This window comes from Clostridium rhizosphaerae (genome assembly GCF_016765585.1).
In the GTDB taxonomy this organism is placed as follows: Bacteria; Bacillota; Clostridia; order Clostridiales; family Clostridiaceae; genus Clostridium_AT; species Clostridium_AT rhizosphaerae.
This window is the reverse complement of the sequence record NZ_JAESWC010000001.1, coordinates 239564-265123: the sequence shown is the minus strand read 5'-3', so window position 1 is coordinate 265123 and position 25560 is coordinate 239564. Positions and strand designations below refer to the sequence as shown.

Genomic DNA, 25560 nt, shown 5'->3' with positions numbered 1-25560 from the left:
TATATTTAACTATAATATAGAAATATTTATATATTTAACTAGAAAAGAAGATATCGCGAGTGCGTACAGCAAAGCAGGATCATACTTACTGGTGAGAGTCCAGTTATTGATAGAAAAATCTTACTGTCATACAGCTTGTTGGTGGACTCAATGCGGAAGAATCCTATATAAATTTAGATTATATAGTTGGACGCTCCTCACAAGTTTTAAATGCAAAACCTTGCTTTATGTACGCTCCTATTATCTTAGAAAACAAGAAGCTTTGCGATTCCTTGGTGAATGAAGTTAAGAAGGCTTGCACTATAGCAATAGTTGGTATCGGAGATATGTCTGCTAAATCCAACATTGTTCAGAAGAACTACATATTAAAATCAGAAGCTTATATTTTTCAGAACAAAAATGCAGTTGGAGAGGTATGTACACATTATTTTGATATAAGCGGCAATATAAAAAAATAATCAGGAAATCAATCCTGATTATTTTTTTATATTAATCTTAACAATATCTTATTGTGTTTATAGGAATAATATCATTGATAGCACAAACATGAATATAACTCCACCGATCATTGGAACTGAGGTGCGCTTTACAATTTCCAAAGCTGGTTTTTTTGTGGTACCCGCTACGATTACTACAACCGCAGCAACTGGAGAAACCGCTCTCATCAGGTTACCAGCAAGTCCCATTGGAACTGAAATTGCAATTGGGCTGATTCCAGCTGCTTGAGCTAGAGGAACCATAAGTGGAACCATTGCGTAGAATAGGGCTGTTCCGCTTCCTGAAAGAAGTACGATTATTAAGGATAGTACTACTAGTATAAGAGGAAGGATTATTCCCATTCCTGTACCCTTTGTAGAAGTCATTGCTATCTGCAGAGTCTTTATTAGACCTATGGACTGCAGTCCCTGTACAAATACGCTAGCTGCAACAAGTAATGCTACTATTGACATACCGCCTGCCATGCCCTTGAAGAAGCTTTCTGTATCGTCTAAAACCTTTTTATCTCCTTTGTATCTGATAAGCTCACAGATAATAGCAACAATAAAGCTTAGTATTGATGCAACTTCAACTGATAAGGAAACAGGTGACTTTGTAAAATACATTGCTATAAGAAGCAGTATTGGTAGTAAAGGAAGTAGTGCGTAAACTGTTATAAATAATGGTGAGCCCTTGATTTCCTTAATTTCCTGAACTTGTATTTCTTCTTCTACAGCTGATTTTAAAGCTTTCTTATCCATACTCTTTTGCCAGAAGTAGTGAAGAACTGCCATTACAAATAAAGTAGGTACAGATACTATAGCGTGATAGTTCATAACATAGTTAGTTACTGAAAGCCCTGAGTAAGCAGGGAATTTTGCAAGTTCCTTGGCTATAGCAACATTGTCAGCTCCAAGAGGAGTTGGCATTACAGTTGCAGTTGTCGCTATAACTGCCGCCGCTGTTAATGTGCTCATACCTGATTTTTTCAATACTGGATATAATGTAGCTAATAATATTATAGCTAGATTAGAAGCACTAGGAACAACTAATGAAAGCATGTTTCCTATTAAGAATACTATCGGAACTAAAACATAAGCTGATTTAATCTTTGATATAGGTTTGGTTAATACGCTAACTGTAACATCATTTGCTCCGATTTTACTCATATAAGCAGCATAACCACCTAATATCAGAATTATGAAGCCGGCTCCATTTAAGGTTGATTTAAAAATATCTGCTGTAACCTTTAAAGGATCCAATATCCAGGACTTGGTTGAAGCAAAATCCTTGATTCCTAAGCCGTTGCCCATTGCAATAGCGATATAAAGCAGTATGATTCCTGTTGCAAATAAAGTGACCTTTATGTCCATTTTCTTTATAAGCATATAGACTACCAATACAACAGCTACTATTGCAGCTGCATACATAATGAAATTGTTCATACTATTTTTCCCCCTTATCTTTTATATACATTTTTTAATTGATTTTAAAAACCACTCTTTAAAAATATCAGGATTAATTTCGGTACATACCTTTGCGTTTGGATCTCTCTTCATGTAGCCTTTTAAATCTACAATAGTACATCCAAGTGTTAGGGAACTTTGTGTCTCCACATCTATAAAGGTATCTGTCATTTCATACATCTCAGGGCAAAGAAGATATGCAATGGCACAGCTGTCATACATCTTTAGTCCCGTTTTAAAGCTTCCACCTCTGTATTTTTGGAATAGTGAGTACATCATGTCACCAGTTTTCCCAAAGGTTTTTATCTTTTCACTATCCTCAGGATAAACAAGTGCTTTAAGCCCCATGTCCAGGCCAGCCATAACAAGTTTTACTCCGCTGCCAAATACAATCTTGGCTGCCTCAGGGTCAGTAGCTATATTGAACTCTCCCATTACTGTCTTGTTTCCTCTTGTTAAAGAACCACCCATGAATACTATCTCATCAATGTTTTCTTTAACTTCTGGATACATTTTTAAAAGCAGTGCAATGTTTGTAAGAGGTCCAATAGCTGCGATGGTTACTCTAGTATTGCTCTCAAGTATAGTTTTTCTCATTACATTCACAGCATGTTCCTCAAGCAGATTGCTTCGAATTGGTTCTCCAAATTCATAGCCATCCATTCCTGATGCTCCATGAACATTTTTAGCATCATCAAACTTTTGTATAAGAGGTTCCTTTGCTCCTTTTGCAACAGGTACATTTTTGCCAAAGAATGTTAGAAGCCTTAGTGTATTTTCAGTTACCAGGTCTAAACTAACATTTCCTGCTACAGTAGTTATCAGTTTCACATCCAGCTCATCGGAAAAAAGAGCGATTGCTATGGCGATAGCATCATCAATTCCTGGATCTGTATCGATTATTAATTTTCTTTTGTCTTGCATAATACACCCTCCTTTATATTACTTAAAAAATTCAGTTACTTCTTCAGTGGTTGGTATTGCTATTTGAGCTCCCTTCCTTGTAACAGTTACTGCTGACACCTTTGTGGCATATTCCAAAGCCTCTTCTAAGTGATCACCGAAGGCCAGCTTTGCTGCCAGCGCACCAATAAAAGAATCCCCTGCCGCCGTTGAATCTACAGTATCTACCTTATATGCACGCATTTTAATAACTTCCTCTGGAGTTATTGTTACGCTACCAACCTTACCTAAGGTTATGATCACATTTTCTGTTCCTTTACCCCTTATGGCTTTTCCCAGGCTCTCGCACTCTTCTGGAGTTTTAGGGTAAATTCCTGTCAGAACCTCACACTCACTCTGATTTAGAACAAGTATATCAATGTATTTAAAAAATTCATCTGGTATGACCTTTGCAGGTGCGGGATTCAATATAGTCTTCATACCGATGGTTTTTGCGTATTCAAGTACCTTTAGGGTTGTATCAAAATCATTCTCAAATTGCGTTATGAACAGGTCTTCCTTATCTGCAATCTTGTCCAGCTTTTCCCTTACAAAATCAAAATCTAAAGAAAAATTCGCTCCAGGATTTAATATGATTCTGTTGTCATCATCACTGCATATAATCATTGCCGACCCAGTATAATCCTGCTTTTGAAGCTGTATTGAGTCTGTGCTTATACCGTAACCTTTGAGAGATTCTATTATCTGATTGCCAAAGGCATCTCCACCTACACTTGCTATCAATACTGTTTCAGCACAAGACTTTACTGATGCCACTGCTTGATTTCCGCCTTTACCGCCAGTATTTATTAAAAAGTCATGACCATGAATGGTCTCTCCTTCCTTTGGCATCCTATCAACCTTAATTGTAAGATCGATATTTAAACTTCCTACTACAACAACTTTTTTCATTCTAGTCTATACCTTCCTTCTATTCAAACATATCATTCCTGCCCCAAACCTATCATTTGGTCTTACAATAAAACCAAACTTTTCATAAAACTTCTCCGTATGAGGCATAGCCATGAGTCCAATATAGGGATTTTCACAGCAGCAGGATTCTATATAATCTAAAAGTTCATTAACAACCATAGTTCCAACATGCTTGTTTCTGTAATCAGGATGAACTACAACGTCCTTTATAAAAAATGCAATTCTTCCATCTCCAACAATTCTGCCAATAGCTACGGGTTTTTCCCTATCATAAATCACGACGCTGTAAAGTGTATTTTTTAGTGCCTCAATAATATCGGTTTTCTCATATATTTGCATATCTGCGTATCTTCTTATAGAATCAAAAATCTCCCAAGTTAAACCGTTTCTTTCAATATTCATCTAATCACCTTCTATGCTAAAACGTTTTATCTTTATTTATATAATACAGCCCGATGTAAACATTGTCAATATAGAAATAAAACGTTTTATCAGATATATTAAGATAACATTTAGCAATTTAAACTCTGCAAAAAATATGGTATAATTACAATGGTGATTGATATGAGTTGTACTATAAAAGACATTGCTAAACAAGCCAATATATCCATAAGTGCCGTTTCGCTGGTTTTAAACGATAAACCTTGTAGGATTTCTCAAGAAAAAAAAGAGTTAATTAAGAAGATTGCAAAAGAAAACCACTATACCCCAAACATAAATGCAAGAAGTTTAGTTACAAAAGAGACTAAGACTTTTGGTCTCATTATTCCTGATATTGAAAACATATTTTTCTCTAGACTAACAAAATCTATTGAAAGTTATTGCAGAGAATCGGGGTATACTCTTATTATTGTTAACTCCAATGATGAGTACGAGCAAGATTTATATTTAATTGACCTATTACTATCTAGAGGTATTGATGGCTTATTTATCACTTTTTCTACTTCAGCCTATAAGCATGAAAAAGAGATGTGCGCTAAATTAAATAAATTAACAGTCCCCTATATTTTAATAGACAGGTTTTTTAGCGACTTTAATTGTAACAAGGTGTACTTTAACAACAAAAAAGGAGCTTATCTAGCCACTAGGTATTTGATTGAACAAGGTCATAAAAAAATTTCTTGTATTATACATTCCATTACTTCACACAATCTATCTTATAGATTTGAAGGTTATAAAGAAGCTATGGACGAATACGGACTGGAAGTAAAAGAGGAATATATTATCAAGGGCGATTATTATATTGAAAGCGGATATAATGCTGGAGATATAATAATGAAAAACAGCACAACTGCTGTGTTTGTATCCAATGATATGATGACGCTTGGTCTGCTAAAGCGTCTAAAGGAAGAGGGCATAAAGGTTCCTGAGGACTTATCAATTGTGAGTTATGATAATACATTAAATGACTTTATAATAGATTTGCAGCTGACCTCTGTTGAACAAAATATTTTAAATTTAGGAAAAAAAGCTTCCGAGCTTATGATTAGTCTTATTCAAAATAGGCATTCTAAATTTGCAGATATTTGTCTTGAGCCCAAATTAGTTGTAAATAATAGTGTTAAGAAAATTATAGACTGAGCATAGAATTATTGAAGGGACAACGGTATTAATAACCATTGTCCAGTTCTATCTCTGTCACTTCCTAATAAATAAAGTCTCCTGATTGATTTTTGTCGTTCACCTTGCACAGTTTTTCTGTGAGTTTTTACTATAAATACGCAAATAATTATAATGAAATATTACTAGAGTAAACTAGCCTACTTAAAGAGAATAACTCAACATCACGCAAAGCACTTATTTTTAGTTTCCTAAGGACTTTTTATATTCTATAAACTCACTAGCAGTAAGAAAAGTATCTTCAAATCCAAGCTTTTGACACAGCTGAGTTACATGAGGAGGTTCAAGATATGCTTTTCTAAGTACGTCAGCATGAGAATAAACCTCTCTTGTATTTCCATCAAGAAGTATTGAGCCGTCATTTAGCACTATAGTTCTTTCAAAGGTTTCGGCTACAAAGTCCATATCGTGGATTATTGTTATTACAAGCTTTCCTTGTGCTATGAGCTTTTTTATTATTTGTTTAATTTTTTCTTTTCCTAAATAGTCTTGAGCAATTGTAGGCTCATCAAAGATTATTATATCTGTATCCATAGCTAGTATTGAAGCTATACTGATTAGCTTTCTTTCAGAAAGACCTAAGTCATAAGGGTTTTCATTAAGCTTATCAAAAAGACCTACTTCTTTAAGAGCATACTCACAACTTATCCTTGCTTTATCTTTATCCATGCCTATGTTTAACGGGCCGAACATTACTTCATCAATAACCTTGTTTTTAAATATCTGATCATTAGGATTTTGAAAAACAAGACCTATATGCTTTGCAAGCTTTGCAGCAGTGGTATCCTTTGTATTTATTGAATTTATTAATATATCTCCGGATACAGGTCTTAAAAGTGCTTTTAAAAGCTTTACGAAGGTCGTTTTGCCAGCACCGTTTTGCCCTATTATAGCTGTGCTTCTCTCATCAAATTCAAGAGATATGCCTCTAAGTATTTCTTCAGAATCTTTGTAAGAAAAGTGAAGGTCTCTAACTGAAATTTTATTCATTTTTTTTCACCACCAAATCATAAGCCTCATCTATTGTGATTGGATAAAGTCCTGTGGCTTCATTTTTTATATTAAGCCCTCTGCATATTCTAGTAAAAGCTGGAGCTTCGACTCCGTAAGCCTCTATGTCATCTCTAGAAAATATCTTTTCAGGAATATCAAAGTCTATTAACTGACCTTTATTTAAAAGCATAACTCTGTCTGAGTATTTTGCTATCTTTTCAATCTTATGCTCCACCATAATTACAGTTATTCCTTCGCTGCTAAGTGCCTGAACCGCCTTAAAGACTTCTTCAGAACCTTGAGGATCAAGCTGCGAAGTAGGCTCGTCAAGAACAATAACTTCAGGCTTCATAGCTATTATGCTTGCTATAGCCATTCTCTGCATCTGTCCGCCAGATAAATCAAAAGGATTTCTATCCTTGTATTTATAAATATCAAGAAGCTTTAAGGAATAATCTATTTTATTTTTCATTTCACTTTGGGATAATCCAAGGTTTTCAAGTCCAAAGGCAATTTCTTCATAAACGGTTAGCTTTGAGCCGGTTACCTGTGTGAAGGGATTCTGAAAAACTATGCCTACCTTTAGCGATAAAGTATTAACATCACTTTCGCCAACCTCAATATTATCTACAAGCACCTTTCCTCCATAAGCACCTTTATAGAAATGAGGAACCAAACCAACGAGAGCTTGACACAATGTGGATTTTCCCGCACCATTTTCTCCTATAACTCCTATAAACTCTCCCTGGTTGACCTCAAAGGATATGTCATTAAGGGCAAGCTCAGAAGTTAAGGGATATCTGTATTTTAAATTTTCTACAACTATCTTTTTCATGCTATAATCCTCCAAAGTATTGCAGCAGCTATTAAGGTTATTATTACTGCTCTTATTAAAAAGCCATGTTTAAATTTGAACTCATCATTTAGAAAGCTTTTTTTAACTTTTGAGTTAAAGCCTCTAACCTCAAGTGCCATAGCTCTTTCTCTTGTAGAAATCAAAGAGTTCATTACTACTGGACCTATAAGAGGAAGAAAGGCCTTCATTCTCACAAATAGTTTTCCTTCTGTCTCCATTCCTCTTGAGCGCTGTGCATCAGTAATTGTATCCATAGTTGAAACCATCTGAGGAATAATCTGAAGTACTGAACTCAATACATAGCCTATTTTAGGAGAAAGCCCTTTTCTAACAAGCTCTTCAATAAGATCAGATGGTTTTGTTGTTAATATAAGTATTGAAAAGGCACAGATTATATTAATAACTCTCATACAAATCTTAAAAGCATAAAAAAGTCCCTCTTTGTAAAAGGTAATAGACCCTAAAGTGAGAAAAGCAATTTTATTGGTTTTATTAAATAGTCCTTGAATTATAATTATTGATAAAAGCACGATTAAGCTAAAACTAACTAGAGGAATTACTTTCTTAAAAACCTTTCCTATAAGAAGCAGTCCTATACTTACAAGCATGCAGATAAAGGTCATGTTTAAAGTCGGCAGAATTATAGGGATAAGTATGGCGGCAGCTATGTAATAGAGCTTGCTTATAGGATCAACCTTGTGAATTAAAGAATTTCTTTGCTGATAAAGGGTTAAAGTTCTCATATTTATCACCTTTTTCCTAGAATAAAGGAGCTATTTTTCAACAGCCCCTTGAAAGTTACAGTTTTTCTATATCGCTATTATTATTATATAAGTGAGTAAGTTTTTTAGGAAGACCCTTAAATATTAAAAAGGCTATAATGACGGTAGCTACCTTATCAGGAAGATCAACTACTAGTTCATCTAAGAAAGAAGCTATAAAGGTTGGAAAACCATGACCTGTAAGAGTAGCAAAAAGTGCATCTCCCCAAAGGTTTCCTGTTTGTCCTCCCCAGAAACCGATATTCAAAGGTGTAGATACAATTGCTGAAACCAATGCAACTACAAGACCAGTGACAATTGCTTTGCCGATATTATCTACCCAGCCTTTATAAGCCATAACTCCGATTGCAATACCTATAGCTATGCTTGTAAGGGCATAAACAAAGGAAACAGGATCTGCAGTAAGACCGTAGATTACATTGTTAACGGCTCCTGAAATGGCTCCTATAACAGGACCAGCCAGCATACTTGCAAGAGATGTTCCTATAGCATCAAGCCATAAAGGGAGCTTTAAAGCCGAGGCAATAAGTTTTCCGATATAATTGATGCCGACAGCTGCTGGAATAAGTACAAGGGATGCAGTAGAAAATTTAAAAGACCACATACTTTTTTTTGACATAAGAATTCTCCTCTCACTATTTATATATTAGTACTTAAATAAATGTGTAAAGAATAGCAGAATGATGTATATACACTTGTACATATTATACATCACACTACAAATATTGCCAAGCATATAATTATTTGTATAATATTTTATGATGTATAAACTTTATATATTAATTAATAATGATGATTTCATTAAAAAGTTATATATGAATAAATAGTCAAGGAGTTGTTTTATAACAGCTCCTTTTGTGTAGAAAATAATATAGAAATGTTTTTACTATTGTGGGCTCCTCTCTTCGCAAGATAAACTATATATAGAGTAGGACATCTTGAAATTAAAAATGACTTAAGGTTATGGTGTCCCACAGAAAATGATAAATAGAGATGGGGGATATGATGAAAAAATATGAAGGTAAGTTAATAATGCGTCCTGCTAGCTTGGAAGATATACAGAATATACAGTATATTGCTTCAGCCTGTGATATAGATGAGTTTGGAACAGATGAATTTGTAATCAATATGCAAGAGGTACTAGAATCAATACCCATGGAAACAAATAGCTGGGTGGTTACGACAGAGGACAATAAAGTAATTGGAAATGCATTTATGGAAGAAATGGGTGAAGGAAGGCTGGATACTTATGTATTTACTCATCCGGAGTATAAAGGACTAGGAGTTGCAACGCTTTTGGTAAAATGTACTGAGGAGAGGGCCAAGGAATATATTGAAAAATACAAGGAAAAACAAATATCCTATGAATTTAACAACGTTATTCCTGCCGAAAATACTGGTGCAAAGAATATTTTAGAGAAACGAGAATATAAATTTAAGCGCTTATACAGCCAAATGAGTATTGAGCTTGATAAAGAGCCTGATGAGGTTATCCTTCCAGAAGATGTAACTATAAGAAAGTGGAGTTCTGATGAGGATTTTAAATCTATCTACAAGGTTTATTGTGAAGCGTTTAAGGATGCAAGAAGCCACCGGCCAAAGCCATATGAAGAATGGCTGAATCATAAGACAAAAGATACCGGAGATTTCAATCTATGGTACATGGCTTACTACAAGGGAGATTTAGCAGGCTTTTTAATTGGAAAAATAGAAGGAGAATATATGTGGGTTGATCTGTTAGGGGTATCTCGCAGTGCCCGTAAGCATGGAATTGGAAGAAACCTTCTTAAGACAATTATGAAAGAAAGCTATAAGAGAAGTATTTACAAGGTTGCGCTTAGTGTAGATGCAGACAGTCCTACTAATGCCCATAAGCTTTATAAAAGCATTGGAATGAAGCCAGCCTTTCAAATAGCAATGTATGAAAAACAAAATATATAGTAATATGAAATAGAGTAGGGAATAAATAAGTTATTTAATCTCTGCTCTATTTTTATCTTTGTTAATAATACGATGAAAAGTTTATAAAAACACTTCAGGTAATTGCAGAAATAGCATATTTTAGGTTAAACTTAATTTGTACAGTTGGAAAACAGCGGAACTTTAGTACTGTATAGATTTATAGTTGAAATGTTTATTTATCAGCTTTATAAAGGTGGTTTGGTTATTATGGAAACTGATATAAATATTCTAGTTGTGGAAGATGATGCAGACATAAATAGTCTTCTTTGCAGAATACTAGGCAGAAAAGGTTACAATGTAAGGGCGGCATATTCAGGTACTGAAGCTAAGATGTGTTTTGAGATGTATGATTTTCAGCTTGTACTGCTTGATTTGATGCTTCCGGGGGTTTCTGGAGAGGAACTTATAGCATACATAAGAAAGTTAAAGACGATGCCTATTATAGTTATATCTGCAAAGGACTTTCTAGAAACAAAAATAGATGTGTTAAAGCTCGGTGCTGATGATTTTGTAGCTAAACCCTTTGATGTCAATGAGATTGAGGCAAGGGTAGAAGCACAATTAAGACGGTTTATGATATTTTCAAAACCAAAGGAAGAAAAAAACATTCTTAAGCATAAAAATATGGCTTTAGACAAGGAAACTATGGAGGTTAAAGTTAATGATATTCCTCTTTCACTTACAGCAAGAGAGTTTTCTATTCTGGAATTATTAATGACCTATCCTAATAAGGTGTTTACAAAGGCGAATTTATTTGAGCATGTTTGGAAGGATGATTTTCTTGGTGATGATAATACTGTTAATGTTCATGTAAGCAATCTGCGCTCAAAAATTGCTAAAGCAGATAAAGACAGTGAATATATTCATACTGTGTGGGGAATCGGTTTTAAATTAAGCGATAAAACTTAATACTTTCTTAAGGATTTCTTTAAGTTTTCTTGTACATTAAGATTTACTATAACATTGTACAAGGAAAGGGAGGTTGAAATTAATGACCAACACGGTAATAAAAACTAAGAATTTAACTAAAAAATACCGCAGTCATCTTGCTGTTGATAATGCTGATTTAGAAATAAAACAAGGTGAAGTATTTGGACTAGTAGGAAAAAATGGAGCAGGAAAAACAACACTGCTTAGAATGATAACTGGTCTTACTATGCCAACAAGCGGAGAAATTGAGCTTTTTCAGGAGACTTCGAATGAGGGATTAAATAAATCAAGAATGAGAACAGGCTCCATTATAGAAACTCCAAGCTTTTTTCCATATTTGTCAGCAAGGAAAAATCTTGAGTACTATAGAATACAAAGAGGTATCGCAGAAAAAGATGTTATAGATGATACATTAAAAATTGTAGGACTTGATAACACAGGAAATAAAAAGTTCAAGAACTTTTCACTTGGAATGAAGCAGCGTTTAGGGCTGGCTCTAGCTATAATGGCAAGTCCGGATTTATTGATTTTAGATGAACCTATAAACGGACTTGATCCAACAGGGATAGTGGAGTTTCGAGATATTTTATTAAAGCTTAATAGAGAGAGAAATATTACTATTATTATATCAAGTCATATATTAAGTGAGCTTGCTCAACTCGCAACTTCTTTTGGCTTTATTAATGACGGCAGGTTCATTGAACAGATATCTGCTAAGGACTTAGAGGAAAAATGCAGAAGCTCAGTTTCTGTAAAGGTAAGCAGCACAGAAAAAGCTTCAGCAGTGATTGAAAAACAGCTTGGCTCTACTAAATATGAAGTGTTAAACGGAAATGAGATAAGAATTTACGATTATATAAATAAGCCTGAGGTTGTAGCTGAGGCAATGATTAATAACGGTATTAAGCTTTACTCTCTAAATCAATTAGGAGCAAACCTTGAAAATTACTTTATAGATTTGATTGGAGGTAATAAACATGCTTAATTATATTAGAGCCGAATTATATAGAAATTTTAATCGTATGTATTTTTGGGTTTTTACAGGACTTGTAGCGGCACTTGCACTAACAGTAACTATAATAGGTAAAGCAAATAATATTTCCCAAATAAATTTTTCTATGCTTTTAGGCAGCAGTCTTTATGTTCTCACAGCAGCCGTATTTATTATTGTTCCATATATTGATATGGTTACAGCAGAAGAAAATAAGCATCAAACAATGCGAAACGTAATAACCTTTGGAGTCCCAAGATATAAGCTTATATTATCAAAGTTAATTGTTTCGGTAATATTATCATTCATAGCAGCTTTTATTATATTCGGTGTTTTTTATGGAAGTGCAGCTGCTTTATTTGGAATTGACCAGGGAGTTAAAGAAGTTCTTCCTATGGTTTTAAAAAGAATATTAACAGCAATACCTTTATGGATTGGTGCTGTATCAATAGGAACTTTCCTTGGTATGGCTATAAACAGCAATACGATTTTTAGCTTTGTCTATGGTGGGGTATTCCTTTTGACTTCTAAGATATTTCAGTTACTTGCTTATATTGTTTCTGATAAATTCGAATATTTAAGAAGATATCTTATTACAAACAGGCTGGGTGCTTTAAGTGATCCAAAGATGACAGTAAATGAACTCTATTATGCTGCATTTATTGGCCTTGCGTATACTGTTATTTTTACAGTATTAAGTATTGTATATTTTAATAGAAAAGAAATAAAATAAAAGGAAAGGGTGATGTTTATGGAGAAATTTATAATTATTATACTAGCGATTGGCTTAATCATATTCATTGCCCTATACTTTTCTCTAAGAAAAAATGTTTCTGATATAGCAGACAGATTGGATAGTATTAATTCAACGAAGACTAATGCAAAAATACTAATTGGCTCAGCGAATAATTTAATAAAAAAGCTAGCTTTAGCTATAAATAATGGATTAGAGGAAAAACTAAAGGTAGAGGCTGAATACAAAAGAATGGATCTTGAGCTAAGACAGGCAATTGCAAACATATCTCATGATTTAAGAACACCTCTTACTTCTATAATGGGCTATATCCAGCTTATAGAAGATGATAACCTGCCGGAAGAGGAAAAAAAGCAGTATATAGACATTGTAAAGAAACGTTCAAAGGCACTTCAGATGTTGATTAGCGGCTTTTATGATTTGTCTAGGCTTGAAGCTAAGGAATATAAGTTTGAGTTTAAGACTTTAAATTTATATAACATAATTTGTGACATAACAGCTTCCTACTACAATGATTTTTTAAACAAAGGCATTGATCCGGCCTTGGAACTTGAAGAAAATATAAAATTAGTTATAAGCGATGAAAATGCTGTAAGAAGAATCTCTTCTAACCTGATACAAAATATGCTGAAGTACAGCAGTAAGAATATGTCTGTAACTTTATCTCAAAAAGATGGCTATATAAGCAATATTTTTACTAATGATGCTCCGGATTTAAAAGAAGAGGATGTTCCACACCTGTTTGAACGATTTTTTACTGGAGATAAAACAAGAACGGAAAAGAGTACAGGTTTAGGACTTGCAATAACAAAACAGCTAGTTGAGCAAATGGGACACGAAATAAGCGCTAGCCTTAAGGATAAAGAGCTAAGCATAGAAATTAAGTGGCTAACATCTATTAAGAGTGATACAAAGCTTAACTAAAAATAAATGAATGGGTGAAACATATGAAGATTTTGCTTATGAAAATTACACTGAGAGCTTCCTGGGTACATTCTTTAAAAGAAAAAAGAATGGTTGTAAAAAGTATTGTTCAAAGGCTTAAGAACAAATTTAATATATCTGTTGCAGAAGTAGCTGAGCAGGATATTCATCAGACAATAGTTATAGGAATTTCTGCAGTATGCGGAAGCTCAGCTCAGGTAGATTCTACAATGGAAAATATAATTGATTTTGTTGAAGCTAATACAGATGCAGAGTTAATTAATATTGAAAGAGAAGATATGGTCACTTTTACATAAGTTTATTTAATATGAGGCATATACAGATTTATAAATTTACAAAATCAATAATTAGGAAGCCTTGGCAAATGAGATTCTGCCAAGGCTCTTTTTAGTTAAATTTATATTTTTATAACAAATGTGCAAACTATATTGTAAGATAATCGAGGCATTTATCATAACAATAAAGGGAGTGTTTTTATGAAAGAGAAAGACAAACAAAAGGAACCCAATTTAACCTTCAGCGATGATTGGGGTTATCTAGGCTTTGAAATTGATAAAAATGATGGAAAAGATCCTAAAATACTAGAGTCACCATTTTCAAATAATGATGACAGGAATAATAAAGATAGGTAAAAGGAGTTGTTTTGAGACAACTCCTTTACCTATTTTTCAAGTATTGTTTTCAGTTCCATAAGGCATGAAACTTCATAGGTAGGTTTTATATTTGTGTTGTTTTGAAGTCTTTTAGGATTGTACCAGCAAGTATCTACTCCAAAATTTATACCTCCCTGTATGTCAGAAGTTAAGCTGTCTCCAACCATAAGGATTTTACTCTTATCTGTATGATTGATATTTTGCATAGCATGTTCAAAAATTTTTGGATCAGGCTTTGCTATTTGAATTTCCTCGGATATTACTACATACTCAAAATACTTTGCTATCTCTGATTTTCTTATTCTCTTGCTTTGAACATCAGTAAGGCCATTGGTCACGATAGTAAGTTTATAATTTTTGTGGAGGCTTTCAACAAGTTCTATGCTTTCATCAAATAAAAAGGATGCATCAGCTAAATGCTTCATGTACACTTTTGCAAATTTATTTTCATCAAAGCTTGTGTTTAATTTATCAGATAGTCTTTTAAATCTTTCAACCTTTAATTTTTCTTGAGTGATAAGTCCCTGCTCAAATTCCTTCCATATTGCAGTATTTATTTCCTGATATATTTTTAAGTGATGATTTTCATCATATTCTATATCAAACTCAAGTATAGCATTTCTAAAAGCTTCTCTTTCTGATTTTTTAAAATCAAATAAGGTATCATCTGCATCAAATATTATAACTTCGTATTTCATTATTATCCTCCTGTTTAGTTAGTTTAGTAAGCTGCTTATTATCAATTTTTGCATTAATTATTAATCCTATTAAAAACAGCAGTCCTCCGATTAGCTTTCCTTTAGAAAAGATGTTCAAGTATACATAATCTATGGCAGCACTCGTAAGCATCTGTCCTATAAATCTCAATATGACTATATATACTGCCGGTACCCTTGGAACAATGATATTAAACAAATAGGTTGTTAAAACTCCAATAAAACCCCCAAGAAAATATATAGGGGGAATGGCCTTAATAACTAAATATGAGGGCACAGTTTTTACCATTAATACGCATAGTATAATAGAAGACAAGGCTGCAGTTGTATAATTTATTATAAGCCCGTTTAGCATTCCTTCTTTTTGAGCAAGCTTTCCATTTAACATCATATTTACAACTATTATTATACCAGTAAAAAAAGATAAAAATATATACATAGAAAATTCCTCCTTTACTACATTATTATCATCATCATTATTCCAAGAGAAATAATTGAAAAGCCTAGCAGTTTTTTCTTTTTGAATCTGTTTAAAGGCATTCCGAATAGCCCAAAGTGTTCCACTATGCAGGACATTACAAGCTGGCCGAATAGCCCTATTCCAATAGAAAGACTCAAACCTATTTTAGGAATAGCAATATTGTTAAAGAGTATGGTTAAAACACTTAAAAGCCCTGGGATAAAAAATACAAGAGATAAAGTTTTAAAGTTTGAAAGCTTATTTCCTTTAAATATAGATAAAGTAATAATTAATAAAAGTCCCAATAAGTGATATATCAGTGTGCTTAAATAGGGTCCTGATTTACTTCCAAGCATACCGTTTAAAAACACCATGAGAGCAAGAATAACTCCATTTATAAAGGCTAAATTTTTATACATATAATAATCCTCCTCGTATAAGATTTACAATCCTTTGTTAATAAACTACAATATTTATAAGAATCTGAATATGACATATGTCATTTCAAGGAGGATTTATGAGAAGAATTTCTGATAGGAAGTTATTAAGAACATATATTGACAAACATAATATAGAAGAAATACTTGGAGAAGATATATTAAAAAATGCTCAGCTTCACTTCTTTGAGAGAAATGAGTTCATATTGGAAGCACAGACAGAGCTTGAATACTATTACTTGCTTGTAGATGGGAAAATCAAAGTATCGTATCTTTTTGAAAATGGCAAATCAATGCAGTTAAAGTTTTATAAAGATTTTAATACTATAGGAGACCTGGAACTTTTAAAAAACATTCCTGTACTATGCGATATTGAGGCAGTTGAGGATACTTATTTAATAGCAATACCAGCGGCTACACTTAGAAAAGAATATTTCAATAATATAATGCTTTTACATCATTTAGTAGACTCCCTAAGTGAAAAGCTATATGCAACTATAAATAATAGCTCCTACAATTTTGTCTATCCTCTTATCAACAGATTATCCAGCTATCTAATTGAGCATATAACAGATAAAAACTATGTAACTTTAAATTCATCATTTAAAGAAATTGCTCAATTTTTAGGAACAACCTACAGACATTTAAATAGAACTCTTAAAGAGATGGAAGAAGAATTGATTATAAAATGTGATGGTAAAAAAATATATATCTTAGATGAAAAAAGGCTTAATGATTTATCTAAGAATTTATATATAAAATCTTTATAATAATAGTTAATGGGGGAAAAATATGAAACAAAGTAAAGAAACCAGATCTATATTAATAAAGGAGGATTTAGTAAAGCAGTTTAGAGACTGCGGGGTATCTAAAGGGCAAGCTATATTTGTACACACATCACTGAAGAGTCTAGGATTTGTAGTAGGTGGTGCTGAAACTTTAATAAGAGCATTACTTGAAATAGTTGGCGAAGAAGGAACTCTAATGATGCCTTCGCAAACCTGGAAGAACCTTGATCCATCTACGGGAGTACACTGGGAAGAGCCTGAAGAATGGTGGCCTATAATACGTGCAAATTGGCCAGCTTATGATAAGGAGGTTACCCCTGCAATAGGAATGGGAGTAGTTGCTGAGGTGTTCAGAAAGTGGCCTGGAGCAAAAAGATCAGATCATCCTGCAAGGTCTGTAGCTGCGGTAGGAAAATATGCTGGATACTTAACTAATAATCACGACCTAAGCAATATATTTGGAAAAGGTTCGCCGGTAGATAAATTATACGAACTTGACGGACATATTTTATTAATAGGCGTAGGATATGAAAAGAATACATCACTGCATCTTGCTGAAATTAGGGCTGATTTTAAATCTAAGAAGTTTACAAATGAAAGTAGTGCTGTGATAATTAACGGTAAAAGAGAATGGGTAACCTACAGCACACAGGCGGTTGATGATTCGGATTTTGTAGCTTTAGGAAATCAATATGATAAAGAGGCGGATAATAAAATTCATAAGGTTGGAGATGCTGATGTAAGGTTTATGAAGCAAAGATCTTTAGTAGATTTTGCAACTGAGTGGATGGAAAAAAACAGATAAAAACATTTGAGAATAATAATTGGGTAGGAAATGGGTATAGTGATTGGGATGGTTTAATAAATCCATGTGATTCTGGCGTAAACTTGTTTACTAATGTATTAACTATATCTAATTTTTCTGATGAATATTTAACTGCAGAATATGGCTTAACGCTAAGCTGCCTGAAAAAGGATGTATATCTCAAAAGTTTCTTCGTCTAATAAGGCTCTATCTCCTTTGCCACAAAATAAAGTAGATATTTGGATAGGAATTCATATATGTTGAATAGAAATTATGAAGATATAGACAAGGCAGCGAAAAGTATAAAGAGGTTAATAAGATTAAAAAAAGAGCACCTTAGGATGCTCTTTTATCTTTCTATTTATTTTTATAATAAAATATGGCAAGCTGAGTTCTGTCTCTTAAGTTAAGTTTTTCTAAGATAGTTGTAATACTGTTTCTTACAGTGCCTTCGCTTAGATAAAGCCTGCTTGCTATTTCTTTATTGCTTAACCCTTCAGCTACATTAGTAATAATGTCTAGTTCCTTATCTGTTATGCTGAAGGAGGAAAAGTCAGCTTTATTGCTATTGTTAATAAGGGTAGGTATTTTTGTAACAATATCTTCTCCAAAAACGCTTTGCCCCATATGAACTGCTCGAAGTGAAGGTACAATGCTTTCGAAATTCTGTTTTATAATATAACCCTTTGCTCCCATTTGAAGAGCCTTTATTATATACTCATCATCAGAAAAAGTTGTTAAAAATAGTATTTTTGCGTTTTTATCTGACTTTAATATAACTTCTCCGGCTTCAAGACCTGTCATAGTTTCCATACGTATATCCATAAGAAGAATATCAGGCTTTAGACTTTCATAAAGTTCAATGGCATCTTTGCCGTTATGGCCTATACCAACTACTGTGATATCCTTCTCGGCTTCAAGTATAGTTTTAAGAGATACGCATACTAGTTTATCATCATCAACAACTAAAACTTTCATATTTTCTCCTTTCAGTTGAAACACTGGGTAGTTTAAGATGGTTATTTTTTTGGTACCGAAATAAATATTCTAAAACCTTTGTCGGTGCTAATGTTCACATTTCCGCCTATAGCTGAAACCCTGTCAGCAATGTTTTTTATTCCTATGCCATTTTCGCTGTTGTAGTTTGTTTTTGAACCATTATTCTGAATAACCAACTGGTAAAGTGCAGGGTGTTCACGAACAATAATTGAAACCTCTGTGGCATTGGAATGTTTAATTATGTTTGATAAAGCTTCTTTTGTTACTGATATAAAAGCATACTTAATATTTTTATCTAGGTTTGTCTCTATATCATAATTAAATTTAACAGGGCAAAATTTAAAGCTATCAATTAACTTTTCAATTTCTGTCTGAAGGTCTATTGACTCCTCGTGCAAATCATGTACGCTGTTTCGTATACTGTCCATCGCTTCTGAGAGAGTATCTTTTACAAGCCTTAAGTTTTCTTTCATTTCTACATCTTTATTTATTGCCATAAGTGCGCCTATTTGCAGTATTGACCTTGAAAGAAGATGTCCTACATTATCATGAATATCTCTTGCTATTCTATTTCTTTCTCTTAAGGTAGCAAGATGAACCTCAGAATCCTGCCCTTCTATAAGCTCTTTATTTTGCTTTTCAAGCTGCAGTGATATTTCCTTAGCAGTATCCCGAAGCTTATAATAATCCATTTCAACATTTAAAAGAGAAGCAGTACGGTATTTTAGAATAAACGAAGCAATAATAAGTGAGGCAATCATCCACACAGAAGGTAGGTATGCATTTGCGGTATTTGCGATTAAAGGGAAAGCAGATAGTATCCACAGTCCTTTAATTTTAATAGATACTACATCGTAGCATATAAGAGGAATAAAGAATAAAAATTCAGATCTAAAGAAGCAAATGATCAAAAATATAAAAAATACCGCTATCGTAGTAAGCTCATCTTCAATATAGCTTAACAGTGCACTTAAAATTATGGAAATTAAAATTGGTACAATGGTGTATATGCTATTACCATTAGGTATATACAAGGCTGCTGAAACAACAAAAATAACAAGCTTATCAGTTAACTTTTTCATTATAATATCCAAACCTTTGTTTTCTAAGAATAGTCATTGTATATAAATTTTAACATTTAAAATAACAGTGCTCAAGTTTATTATTACATTTGTCATATTAAGCCTGGAGTTTATTCACTTATATGCTTCCAGCAAATGTATTATTATTAGTATATGGAAAATAAATGTACGTAAATCATTGATTAATAATTGGAGGTATTCCTATGGTAATAAATGTTAAAAATTTAGTAAAAAGATATAATGATTTAGTGGCCTTAGATCACTTCAACCTTGAAGTAAGAGAAGGAGAAGTTTTCGGTCTTTTAGGTCCAAATGGCTCAGGAAAGACAACAGCAATAAACTGTATTTTATCCCTGCTGAAATATGATAAAGGTACAATTGAAATTTATGATAAACCTATGACTCCAGATGCTTATGATATTAAAAGAAATATCGGGATAATAATGCAAAATGTAGCTGTTTTTGATGAACTTACTGTTTATGAAAATATTGATTACTTCTGTGGTATGTATATTACAGATAAGAAGAAACGTAAAGAACTTGTTGAGGAAGCTATTGAATTTGTAGGTCTTAAGGATTTTAGAAAATTTTATCCTAAAAAGCTGAGCGGAGGTCTTTTAAGAAGGCTCAATATTGCCTGCGGTATTGCGCATAAGCCTAAGCTTATTATACTTGATGAACCTACAGTTGCTGTTGACCCTCAGAGCAGAAACAATATATTAGAGGGGATACAAAGGCTTAACAGAGAAGGTGCCACAATAGTTTATACCTCTCACTATATGGAAGAGGTAGAAGAAATCTGTACAAGAATTGCAATCATGGACAAAGGTAAAATAATAGCTACAGGAACTAACGATGAATTAAAGGGAATGATAAATTCTGGTGAAAAACTCACAGTTGAAGTCTTTAAGATCGACAATAGAATTTTAGAGGGGGTCAGAGCTCTTCCTCATATAAATTCAGCAGAATATAACGGCAACTTGCTTGTGGCTAAATCAAGCCGAGGTAAAAATAACCTGGTTGCTCTGTTAGACTATTTAAGAGCTAATAATATTGCTGTTGGAAAGATTTATTCTGAACCGCCTACATTAAATGATGTATTCCTTGAAATTACAGGTAAAGAGCTTAGAGATTAGGGAGGGGAAACAGTATGATTTTTCATAACTATTTATATAGACTCAAATGCATTGTAAGGGATAAGCAAACCATGTTTTGGACATTCGCCTTTCCAATACTTTTGGCAACCTTATTCAATATGGCCTTTTCAAATCTTTCAAATGCAGAGACTTTTTCTAAAATCAAAGTTTCTGTAGTTAATGATGAACAATATAAGAAAAATGAAAGTTTTGCAAAAGCAGTAGAGTCAACTTCAGATAAACTGCTGGATGTAAAATATACAACAAAGGAAGAATCAGAGAAGCTTTTGAATGATGATAAGGTAGATGGATATATTTATGTTGACAATGATATAAGGCTTGTTGTTAAGCAGTCAGGTCTAAATCAGACTATTTTAAAAAGCTTCTTAGATGACTATAAGCAAACCACATCAACAGTAACAACAATTATTAGTGAAAATCCTGCTTCAATTCAAAAGGGATTATTAAGTAATATATCGAACAGGACTGAGTATTTAAAAGAGGTTGCTTCAAGCAGTTCCGCACCGGACACGTCAGCAAATTACTTCTATACTTTAATAGCAATGGCTTGTCTATATGGTGGTTTTTGCGGATTAAAAGAAGTAGTTGCCTTACAGGCTGATTTGTCTCCACAGGGAGCAAGGGTTAATATGGCGCCAACCCATAAGTTGAAATTTTTTATGGCTTCTATGGCTGCTGCAGCTACAGTTCAGCTTGCAGAAATATTTATCTTATTGTTATACCTTACTATGATATTAAAAGTTAACTTTGGAAATCAGCTGGGTTATATAGCGCTGACTTGTTTAATAGGCACAATTACAGGAGTTACCTTTGGAACCTGCATAGCTTCAATAGTTAAAAAAGGTGAAGGTATTAAAATTGCAATCTTAATTGGAACTTCAATGACAATGTCATTCTTATCAGGAATGATGTACGATAAGATGAAATATATAGTTACAACAAAGGCTCCGATTTTAGGTTATCTCAATCCTGCAAATTTGATAACTGATTGTTTTTATTCACTATATTATTATAATACTCATACTCAATTTTTTATTGATATATCTATACTATGTGCTTTCACAGTAGTTTTCAGCATATTAACCTATTTGGTTTTAAGGAGGCAGAAATATGCAAGTTTATAAAGCTTTCTTTAAGATAATCTTAAAGAACTTAAATCAAATAATGATTTATATTGTAGTTTTTATATCTTTAGCAATTGCTTTGGCTAATACTAACAGCAAACCTGTAAATACGAACTTTACGGATGCAAAGGTAAATGTAGCCTTCATAAATAATGACACTGATTCAGTTTTTGTGAAGGGCTTCAAAAGTTATCTCGGCAATAATGTTAACTTTGTAGATATACCTGATGAAACACAAAAATTACAAGATGCTTTATTCTTCAGGCAGGCAGAGTATATTGTAAGAGTACCTAAAGGTTTTACAGAAGGAATATTAAAAGGAGAGACTGTTCAGCTTGAAAAGACTATAGTTCCTGGATCAACCAGTTCAATATATATAGATAGTATAATAAATAAATATTTAAATACCGCAAAGCTTTATACTGAAAGTATGGAGAATTTGTCTCAGGAACAGCTTGTAAGCTATATTAACAAGGACTTGGCACTAAAAACAGATGTAAATCTTAAAACTTCAGCATATGAATCTTCCAATAATGAAAAGCGTGCTTACTATTTTAACTATATGGCTTATGCTTTATTTTCAGTTTTAATTTTAGGAGTATCTTCAGTTATGATTGTATTTAATAATACAGATCTTAAGAAGAGAAATCTTTGCTCTCCAATAAAGCTAAGAAGCATGAACTTTCAAATGATACTAGGAAACTTAAGCTTTGCAGTAATTACATGGGTAATAATGATTTTAGCAAGCTTTATAATGTATAGAGGATATATGTTTTCTGCTAAGGGTCTTTTATTCCTTCTAAATTCCTTAATATTTACTTTTGCGGCTTTAAGTATAAGTTATCTAATAGGAAATGTTATAAAAAGCAAAACAGCAATGTCTGCAGCGGCAAATGTGGTTTCTTTAGGGAGCTGCTTTATAAGCGGAGTATTTGTTCCTCAGGCTCTTCTTGGGAAAAATGTATTAAGAATTGCAAGCTTTACACCAAACTATTGGTATGTAAAATCTAATAATAGTATTGTTAATATGACTAATTTTGATATGCAAAATCTTGAACCAATATTTTTAAATATGCTTATAATTATTGGCTTTGCTGTGGCTGTACTGGCTGTTACGCTTGTAGTTATAAAGCAAAGAAGAGTAAGTAATTAACAAGAGGGCTGAACATAACAGCCCCCTATCTCATATAATTAGCACTTAAAGTCATGCCAGTTTACTGGCGTAACTTTTCCGCTTTGCCAGTCTTCTCTAGTGATGCCATAGCCAATTGAATCGTAAGGTATTCCATCCTGGCCTACCCATGCGTTTCTATGATGTGATTCTTTGGCGAAACCACATTTGTTAAATACACATCTCATGCCATAATTATCTTGTCTTGTGTTAGCTTCTATTCTTTTTATATCAAGATAGTTGTTGAATACATATGAAACAAGCCAATTAACAGCAGTTGTTCCTATGCCCATGCCAATATATTTCTTTGAAATCCTTATATCGAACAAAGGATCGCCGTCGTCTAAGTCATAAAGCCACAAAATTCCTACCCTTATATCATCATCTGAAATAATCCAGAAGGTTTTATATCCTTCTCCAGTATAAAGTTGGTTTTCATAATTTGCCCTTACTCTTTCTGGACTTGGATTGGGTGTACCAAAAAACTCCCAAGTATTTGTGGTTAAAAACTCCACAAGATTATCAATTTCATCTTTAAATTCCTTAAAAATAAGCCCCATAATTTTGTATCCCCCTAGCAACAATAATGAATAACTTACAATTGCAAGCGTAAATGTAAATTATTTGTAAAGTAATTATAATATTATATTATATAAAGTGCAAATAATGAAAGAAATAACACAAATATATCAATAAAAATAACTTGTAATATGGTATAAAATAACTTATAATAGAATTATAAATAATATGTAATTTATAACGCATAAATAACAGGGGGATTTTAAAATGTTCTATTTATTAATTATCATTTTGTTTCTTAAACCAAGCATCAGAAAAGAAGATTTGCCGGAGCAGATAGTAAGAGGCATCATAGGCGTACTTGTTTCTTTCTTTGTCTTATATATTCTAAAGTTTGATAGAAGCCTTTCCTTTATGCTATCAATGCTTTGGCTTCCAGCTTTAGTTCAAGTGCTTTTTTATGCAGGGACTTCTTCGGCTAATAAGAAGTCAAGGAATAAGACAGTTCAAAAAGGTTCGTCAGTAATTCCATTAATAATGGTTACAGCTATGCTTTTCAGCGTTGGATACAATCTTTTTCCTTATATAACTGGTGGAGCTAAGAACCTTGCTAAAATGGTTCCTGTAAAGGAAAGTACAGAAAAGGTTTCTCAAATTGATGCAGAGCATGTTGTGATTATTTCACCAGAAACTGCTTATTACGAAATGCAGAAGATGATAGGCACACTGCCTAATCCAAGCGTATATAAAATTGGAGAACTTGGAATTACAATGACTAAAAATGGAGCTGTGTATGTAGCCCCAATTGAAGTAGACGGATTTTTCAGAGCTATTACAAACAGACAAATACCTGGAGTTATGTATGTTTCAGCAGAAAAGCAGGAAGAAGCTAAAATTATAAATATGCCAGTAAGTTCAGCAGAATCTCTTATACTAGGACATAACTTAGAAAGAAATTTGCGTAATGCTAAACCTGACGCAATACTTTTCCAAGCTAATGCAGAACTTGATGACGAAGGAAATCCATATTATGTAGGTACCTATGGACACTATAAATATGGACGTACAGGTCCTGTGATTGATGGTGTGCTTTTACTATCCTTTAAGGACGGAAAAATAACTGATTACAGTAAGGATAAAGTTCCTGCATGGGTAGATGAAATTTATCCATCAGATGTTTCAGAGGATTATAATAAGTACTTTGGAACTCTTGAAAAGGGGCTTATAAATAAGCTTTTTGCAAAGGTTGGAGTGCATATTCCTACAGAGTGGAGCGGGGATACAAAAGTAGAAGGACTTCAGGTTAATTCAAAGGAAGTAACAGGAGTTATAGATGGTGATGGAAAGATGAAGTGGTTTACTGACCATACTAACACTTCAAGTTCATCAACTACTATGACGGGGTATACCCTTATGGATATGAGAACAGGAGATATGATTTATTACAAGACAGCTGGTTATGTAAACGGAAAAGGTGCAATGAACGCTGTTGATAAAACTTTAGGAGCAAATAAATCAAATTGGGCTCCTGTACAGCCGCTCTTTTATAATATCTTTGGAACAGAAGCCTGGGTGGTTCCGGTAGTTAACAAGACAGATGGAGCTCTAGTTAAGGTGGCAATAGTTGCCGCTCAAAATAGCTATGTTGTATTAGAGGATAATAAAACAAATGCTATAGAATCCTTTAAAAATGCTATTGCTTATGGAAAGATAAGTGCTTCCAATGATAAAAATGCAAACAGCATAAAAGCAGATGAAAAAACTATTTCAGGAAAAATATCAAGAATAAATCCTGTAACTGAGGATGGAAATACTGTTTTCTATGTAAAGCTTTCAGAAGGACCAACGGTTTATATGGTTACTAAATCAGCAGGAATTGATATTGTCCTAAGCAAGGAAGGAGATAATGTTGAGATTAAATATCTTGATATAAAAGATAACAACGTTATTTCAACAACTGGGTTTAAGAACAACAGCATAAAATAAATTGAGAATATA

General features: G+C 33.2%; 29 protein-coding genes and 1 pseudogene. 16 read left to right on the top strand and 14 right to left on the bottom strand.

Going from position 1 to position 25560, the window contains the following annotated elements; all coding sequences use genetic code 11:
• Positions 1-125: 125 nt before the first annotated feature.
• Positions 126-458: pseudogene (locus JK636_RS01320) on the top strand (sugar-binding domain-containing protein); the annotation flags it as partial.
• A 57-nt stretch (positions 459-515) separates the two neighbouring features.
• On the opposite strand, the gene dcuC reads toward JK636_RS01320, so the two are convergent.
• The 4 genes from dcuC to JK636_RS01300 are packed head-to-tail and all read right to left on the bottom strand — an operon-like array spanning position 516 to position 4220.
• On the bottom strand, positions 516-1922 hold the full coding sequence (dcuC, locus tag JK636_RS01315) for a C4-dicarboxylate transporter DcuC (protein WP_202747030.1): 1407 nt from the start codon (positions 1920-1922) through the stop codon (positions 516-518).
• A gap of 21 nt (positions 1923-1943) precedes the next feature.
• Entirely contained in the window at positions 1944-2867 is a 924-nt protein-coding gene (gene rihC / locus JK636_RS01310) for a ribonucleoside hydrolase RihC (RefSeq protein WP_202747029.1), read from the bottom strand.
• 18 nt (positions 2868-2885) lie between these two features.
• Entirely contained in the window at positions 2886-3797 is a 912-nt protein-coding gene (gene rbsK, locus JK636_RS01305; protein WP_202747028.1) for a ribokinase, read from the bottom strand.
• Positions 3798-3803: 6 nt separating this feature from the next.
• The gene (locus JK636_RS01300; RefSeq protein WP_202747027.1) at positions 3804-4220 is read right to left on the bottom strand and encodes a GNAT family N-acetyltransferase; all 417 of its coding nucleotides are present in this window, start codon (positions 4218-4220) and stop codon (positions 3804-3806) included.
• A 162-nt stretch (positions 4221-4382) separates the two neighbouring features.
• Here JK636_RS01300 and JK636_RS01295 point away from each other — a divergent pair, with 162 nt between their 5' ends.
• Positions 4383-5399 carry a LacI family DNA-binding transcriptional regulator gene (locus JK636_RS01295; RefSeq protein WP_202747026.1) on the top strand — a complete coding sequence of 339 codons (1017 nt, stop codon included), beginning with the start codon at positions 4383-4385 and terminating at the stop codon, positions 5397-5399.
• A gap of 222 nt (positions 5400-5621) precedes the next feature.
• Here JK636_RS01295 and JK636_RS01290 read toward each other — a convergent pair whose 3' ends face one another.
• Genes JK636_RS01290 through JK636_RS01275 form a run of 4 tightly spaced genes read right to left on the bottom strand, consistent with a single transcriptional unit; the run spans position 5622 to position 8688 of the window.
• Positions 5622-6428 (bottom strand): energy-coupling factor ABC transporter ATP-binding protein, encoded by an 807-nt coding sequence (locus JK636_RS01290; RefSeq protein WP_202747025.1) that lies wholly within the window; start codon positions 6426-6428, stop codon positions 5622-5624.
• On the bottom strand, positions 6421-7266 hold the full coding sequence (locus JK636_RS01285) for an energy-coupling factor ABC transporter ATP-binding protein (RefSeq protein WP_202747024.1): 846 nt from the start codon (positions 7264-7266) through the stop codon (positions 6421-6423). The genes JK636_RS01290 and JK636_RS01285 overlap by 8 nt, the downstream gene beginning before the upstream one ends.
• Positions 7263-8030 (bottom strand): energy-coupling factor transporter transmembrane component T family protein, encoded by a 768-nt coding sequence (locus JK636_RS01280; RefSeq protein WP_202747023.1) that lies wholly within the window; start codon positions 8028-8030, stop codon positions 7263-7265. The genes JK636_RS01285 and JK636_RS01280 overlap by 4 nt, the downstream gene beginning before the upstream one ends.
• 55 nt (positions 8031-8085) lie before the next feature.
• Positions 8086-8688 carry an ECF transporter S component gene (locus JK636_RS01275; RefSeq protein ID WP_021654491.1) on the bottom strand — a complete coding sequence of 201 codons (603 nt, stop codon included), beginning with the start codon at positions 8686-8688 and terminating at the stop codon, positions 8086-8088.
• A gap of 386 nt (positions 8689-9074) precedes the next feature.
• Here JK636_RS01275 and JK636_RS01270 point away from each other — a divergent pair, with 386 nt between their 5' ends.
• The 7 genes from JK636_RS01270 (at position 9075) to JK636_RS01240 (ending at position 14283) form a co-directional block, all read left to right on the top strand.
• Complete coding sequence (locus JK636_RS01270) at positions 9075-10010, top strand: GNAT family N-acetyltransferase (RefSeq protein ID WP_202747022.1); 936 nt, start codon at positions 9075-9077, stop codon at positions 10008-10010.
• A gap of 228 nt (positions 10011-10238) precedes the next feature.
• A complete protein-coding gene (locus JK636_RS01265) occupies positions 10239-10940 on the top strand; it encodes a response regulator transcription factor (protein ID WP_202747021.1) in 702 nt (233 codons plus the stop codon).
• 82 nt (positions 10941-11022) lie between these two features.
• Entirely contained in the window at positions 11023-11946 is a 924-nt protein-coding gene (locus JK636_RS01260; protein ID WP_202747020.1) for an ABC transporter ATP-binding protein, read from the top strand.
• Positions 11939-12685, top strand: a complete 747-nt coding sequence (locus tag JK636_RS01255; protein WP_202747019.1) for an ABC transporter permease — start codon at positions 11939-11941, stop codon at positions 12683-12685. The genes JK636_RS01260 and JK636_RS01255 overlap by 8 nt, the downstream gene beginning before the upstream one ends.
• 18 nt (positions 12686-12703) lie before the next feature.
• Complete coding sequence (locus tag JK636_RS01250; protein WP_202747018.1) at positions 12704-13630, top strand: sensor histidine kinase; 927 nt, start codon at positions 12704-12706, stop codon at positions 13628-13630.
• Positions 13631-13653: 23 nt separating this feature from the next.
• Entirely contained in the window at positions 13654-13947 is a 294-nt protein-coding gene (locus tag JK636_RS01245; protein WP_202747017.1) for a DUF503 domain-containing protein, read from the top strand.
• A 180-nt stretch (positions 13948-14127) separates the two neighbouring features.
• On the top strand, positions 14128-14283 hold the full coding sequence (locus JK636_RS01240) for a hypothetical protein (protein ID WP_202747016.1): 156 nt from the start codon (positions 14128-14130) through the stop codon (positions 14281-14283).
• A 29-nt stretch (positions 14284-14312) separates the two neighbouring features.
• Here JK636_RS01240 and JK636_RS01235 read toward each other — a convergent pair whose 3' ends face one another.
• From JK636_RS01235 to JK636_RS01225, 3 genes are read right to left on the bottom strand one after another with little or no spacing between them, the layout of a single operon-like run.
• The gene (locus JK636_RS01235) at positions 14313-15002 is read right to left on the bottom strand and encodes a YjjG family noncanonical pyrimidine nucleotidase (RefSeq protein ID WP_202747015.1); all 690 of its coding nucleotides are present in this window, start codon (positions 15000-15002) and stop codon (positions 14313-14315) included.
• Positions 14977-15459: a DMT family transporter gene (locus tag JK636_RS01230; protein ID WP_202747014.1), complete on the bottom strand. Its 483-nt coding sequence runs from the start codon at positions 15457-15459 to the stop codon at positions 14977-14979. The genes JK636_RS01235 and JK636_RS01230 overlap by 26 nt, the downstream gene beginning before the upstream one ends.
• Before the next feature lie 17 nt (positions 15460-15476).
• Complete coding sequence (locus tag JK636_RS01225; RefSeq protein ID WP_202747013.1) at positions 15477-15899, bottom strand: DMT family transporter; 423 nt, start codon at positions 15897-15899, stop codon at positions 15477-15479.
• 98 nt (positions 15900-15997) lie between these two features.
• On the opposite strand from JK636_RS01225, the gene JK636_RS01220 reads away from it, so the two are divergent.
• The 3 genes from JK636_RS01220 to JK636_RS23970 are packed head-to-tail and all read left to right on the top strand — an operon-like array spanning position 15998 to position 17710.
• Positions 15998-16687 carry a Crp/Fnr family transcriptional regulator gene (locus tag JK636_RS01220; protein ID WP_202747012.1) on the top strand — a complete coding sequence of 230 codons (690 nt, stop codon included), beginning with the start codon at positions 15998-16000 and terminating at the stop codon, positions 16685-16687.
• A 22-nt stretch (positions 16688-16709) separates the two neighbouring features.
• Complete coding sequence (locus tag JK636_RS01215; RefSeq protein ID WP_202747011.1) at positions 16710-17510, top strand: AAC(3) family N-acetyltransferase; 801 nt, start codon at positions 16710-16712, stop codon at positions 17508-17510.
• Positions 17489-17710: a DUF6143 family protein gene (locus JK636_RS23970; protein ID WP_338025710.1), complete on the top strand. Its 222-nt coding sequence runs from the start codon at positions 17489-17491 to the stop codon at positions 17708-17710. The genes JK636_RS01215 and JK636_RS23970 overlap by 22 nt, the downstream gene beginning before the upstream one ends.
• Before the next feature lie 157 nt (positions 17711-17867).
• Here the strand turns inward: JK636_RS23970 and JK636_RS01210 are convergent, their stop codons facing one another.
• Together JK636_RS01210 and JK636_RS01205 are read right to left on the bottom strand one after the other, a co-directional pair.
• Positions 17868-18488 carry a response regulator transcription factor gene (locus JK636_RS01210; protein ID WP_202747010.1) on the bottom strand — a complete coding sequence of 207 codons (621 nt, stop codon included), beginning with the start codon at positions 18486-18488 and terminating at the stop codon, positions 17868-17870.
• 41 nt (positions 18489-18529) lie between these two features.
• Entirely contained in the window at positions 18530-19591 is a 1062-nt protein-coding gene (locus JK636_RS01205) for a sensor histidine kinase (RefSeq protein WP_202747009.1), read from the bottom strand.
• Positions 19592-19794: 203 nt separating this feature from the next.
• Here JK636_RS01205 and JK636_RS01200 point away from each other — a divergent pair, with 203 nt between their 5' ends.
• From JK636_RS01200 to JK636_RS01190, 3 genes are read left to right on the top strand one after another with little or no spacing between them, the layout of a single operon-like run.
• Positions 19795-20727, top strand: a complete 933-nt coding sequence (locus JK636_RS01200; protein WP_202747008.1) for an ABC transporter ATP-binding protein — start codon at positions 19795-19797, stop codon at positions 20725-20727.
• A 14-nt stretch (positions 20728-20741) separates the two neighbouring features.
• Entirely contained in the window at positions 20742-21872 is a 1131-nt protein-coding gene (locus JK636_RS01195) for an ABC transporter permease (protein ID WP_202747007.1), read from the top strand.
• Positions 21859-23025 (top strand): ABC transporter permease, encoded by a 1167-nt coding sequence (locus tag JK636_RS01190; protein ID WP_202747006.1) that lies wholly within the window; start codon positions 21859-21861, stop codon positions 23023-23025. The genes JK636_RS01195 and JK636_RS01190 overlap by 14 nt, the downstream gene beginning before the upstream one ends.
• 38 nt (positions 23026-23063) lie before the next feature.
• On the opposite strand, the gene JK636_RS01185 is transcribed toward JK636_RS01190, so the two are convergent.
• Positions 23064-23603, bottom strand: a complete 540-nt coding sequence (locus JK636_RS01185; protein WP_202747005.1) for a GNAT family N-acetyltransferase — start codon at positions 23601-23603, stop codon at positions 23064-23066.
• Positions 23604-23829: 226 nt separating this feature from the next.
• On the opposite strand from JK636_RS01185, the gene JK636_RS01180 reads away from it, so the two are divergent.
• Complete coding sequence (locus JK636_RS01180) at positions 23830-25548, top strand: hypothetical protein (RefSeq protein WP_202747004.1); 1719 nt, start codon at positions 23830-23832, stop codon at positions 25546-25548.
• Positions 25549-25560: the final 12 nt, after the last annotated feature.

Coding starts and splice junctions, on each gene's coding strand:
- dcuC (WP_202747030.1), bottom strand. CDS start 1,922: ATGAACAATTTCATTATGTATGCAGCTGCAATAGTAGCTGTTGTATTG.
- rihC (WP_202747029.1), bottom strand. CDS start 2,867: ATGCAAGACAAAAGAAAATTAATAATCGATACAGATCCAGGAATTGAT.
- rbsK (WP_202747028.1), bottom strand. CDS start 3,797: ATGAAAAAAGTTGTTGTAGTAGGAAGTTTAAATATCGATCTTACAATT.
- JK636_RS01300 (WP_202747027.1), bottom strand. CDS start 4,220: ATGAATATTGAAAGAAACGGTTTAACTTGGGAGATTTTTGATTCTATA.
- JK636_RS01295 (WP_202747026.1), top strand. CDS start 4,383: ATGAGTTGTACTATAAAAGACATTGCTAAACAAGCCAATATATCCATA.
- JK636_RS01290 (WP_202747025.1), bottom strand. CDS start 6,428: ATGAATAAAATTTCAGTTAGAGACCTTCACTTTTCTTACAAAGATTCT.
- JK636_RS01285 (WP_202747024.1), bottom strand. CDS start 7,266: ATGAAAAAGATAGTTGTAGAAAATTTAAAATACAGATATCCCTTAACT.
- JK636_RS01280 (WP_202747023.1), bottom strand. CDS start 8,030: ATGAGAACTTTAACCCTTTATCAGCAAAGAAATTCTTTAATTCACAAG.
- JK636_RS01275 (WP_021654491.1), bottom strand. CDS start 8,688: ATGTCAAAAAAAAGTATGTGGTCTTTTAAATTTTCTACTGCATCCCTT.
- JK636_RS01270 (WP_202747022.1), top strand. CDS start 9,075: ATGAAAAAATATGAAGGTAAGTTAATAATGCGTCCTGCTAGCTTGGAA.
- JK636_RS01265 (WP_202747021.1), top strand. CDS start 10,239: ATGGAAACTGATATAAATATTCTAGTTGTGGAAGATGATGCAGACATA.
- JK636_RS01260 (WP_202747020.1), top strand. CDS start 11,023: ATGACCAACACGGTAATAAAAACTAAGAATTTAACTAAAAAATACCGC.
- JK636_RS01255 (WP_202747019.1), top strand. CDS start 11,939: ATGCTTAATTATATTAGAGCCGAATTATATAGAAATTTTAATCGTATG.
- JK636_RS01250 (WP_202747018.1), top strand. CDS start 12,704: ATGGAGAAATTTATAATTATTATACTAGCGATTGGCTTAATCATATTC.
- JK636_RS01245 (WP_202747017.1), top strand. CDS start 13,654: ATGAAGATTTTGCTTATGAAAATTACACTGAGAGCTTCCTGGGTACAT.
- JK636_RS01240 (WP_202747016.1), top strand. CDS start 14,128: ATGAAAGAGAAAGACAAACAAAAGGAACCCAATTTAACCTTCAGCGAT.
- JK636_RS01235 (WP_202747015.1), bottom strand. CDS start 15,002: ATGAAATACGAAGTTATAATATTTGATGCAGATGATACCTTATTTGAT.
- JK636_RS01230 (WP_202747014.1), bottom strand. CDS start 15,459: ATGTATATATTTTTATCTTTTTTTACTGGTATAATAATAGTTGTAAAT.
- JK636_RS01225 (WP_202747013.1), bottom strand. CDS start 15,899: ATGTATAAAAATTTAGCCTTTATAAATGGAGTTATTCTTGCTCTCATG.
- JK636_RS01220 (WP_202747012.1), top strand. CDS start 15,998: ATGAGAAGAATTTCTGATAGGAAGTTATTAAGAACATATATTGACAAA.
- JK636_RS01215 (WP_202747011.1), top strand. CDS start 16,710: ATGAAACAAAGTAAAGAAACCAGATCTATATTAATAAAGGAGGATTTA.
- JK636_RS01210 (WP_202747010.1), bottom strand. CDS start 18,488: ATGAAAGTTTTAGTTGTTGATGATGATAAACTAGTATGCGTATCTCTT.
- JK636_RS01205 (WP_202747009.1), bottom strand. CDS start 19,591: ATGAAAAAGTTAACTGATAAGCTTGTTATTTTTGTTGTTTCAGCAGCC.
- JK636_RS01200 (WP_202747008.1), top strand. CDS start 19,795: ATGGTAATAAATGTTAAAAATTTAGTAAAAAGATATAATGATTTAGTG.
- JK636_RS01195 (WP_202747007.1), top strand. CDS start 20,742: ATGATTTTTCATAACTATTTATATAGACTCAAATGCATTGTAAGGGAT.
- JK636_RS01190 (WP_202747006.1), top strand. CDS start 21,859: ATGCAAGTTTATAAAGCTTTCTTTAAGATAATCTTAAAGAACTTAAAT.
- JK636_RS01185 (WP_202747005.1), bottom strand. CDS start 23,603: ATGGGGCTTATTTTTAAGGAATTTAAAGATGAAATTGATAATCTTGTG.
- JK636_RS01180 (WP_202747004.1), top strand. CDS start 23,830: ATGTTCTATTTATTAATTATCATTTTGTTTCTTAAACCAAGCATCAGA.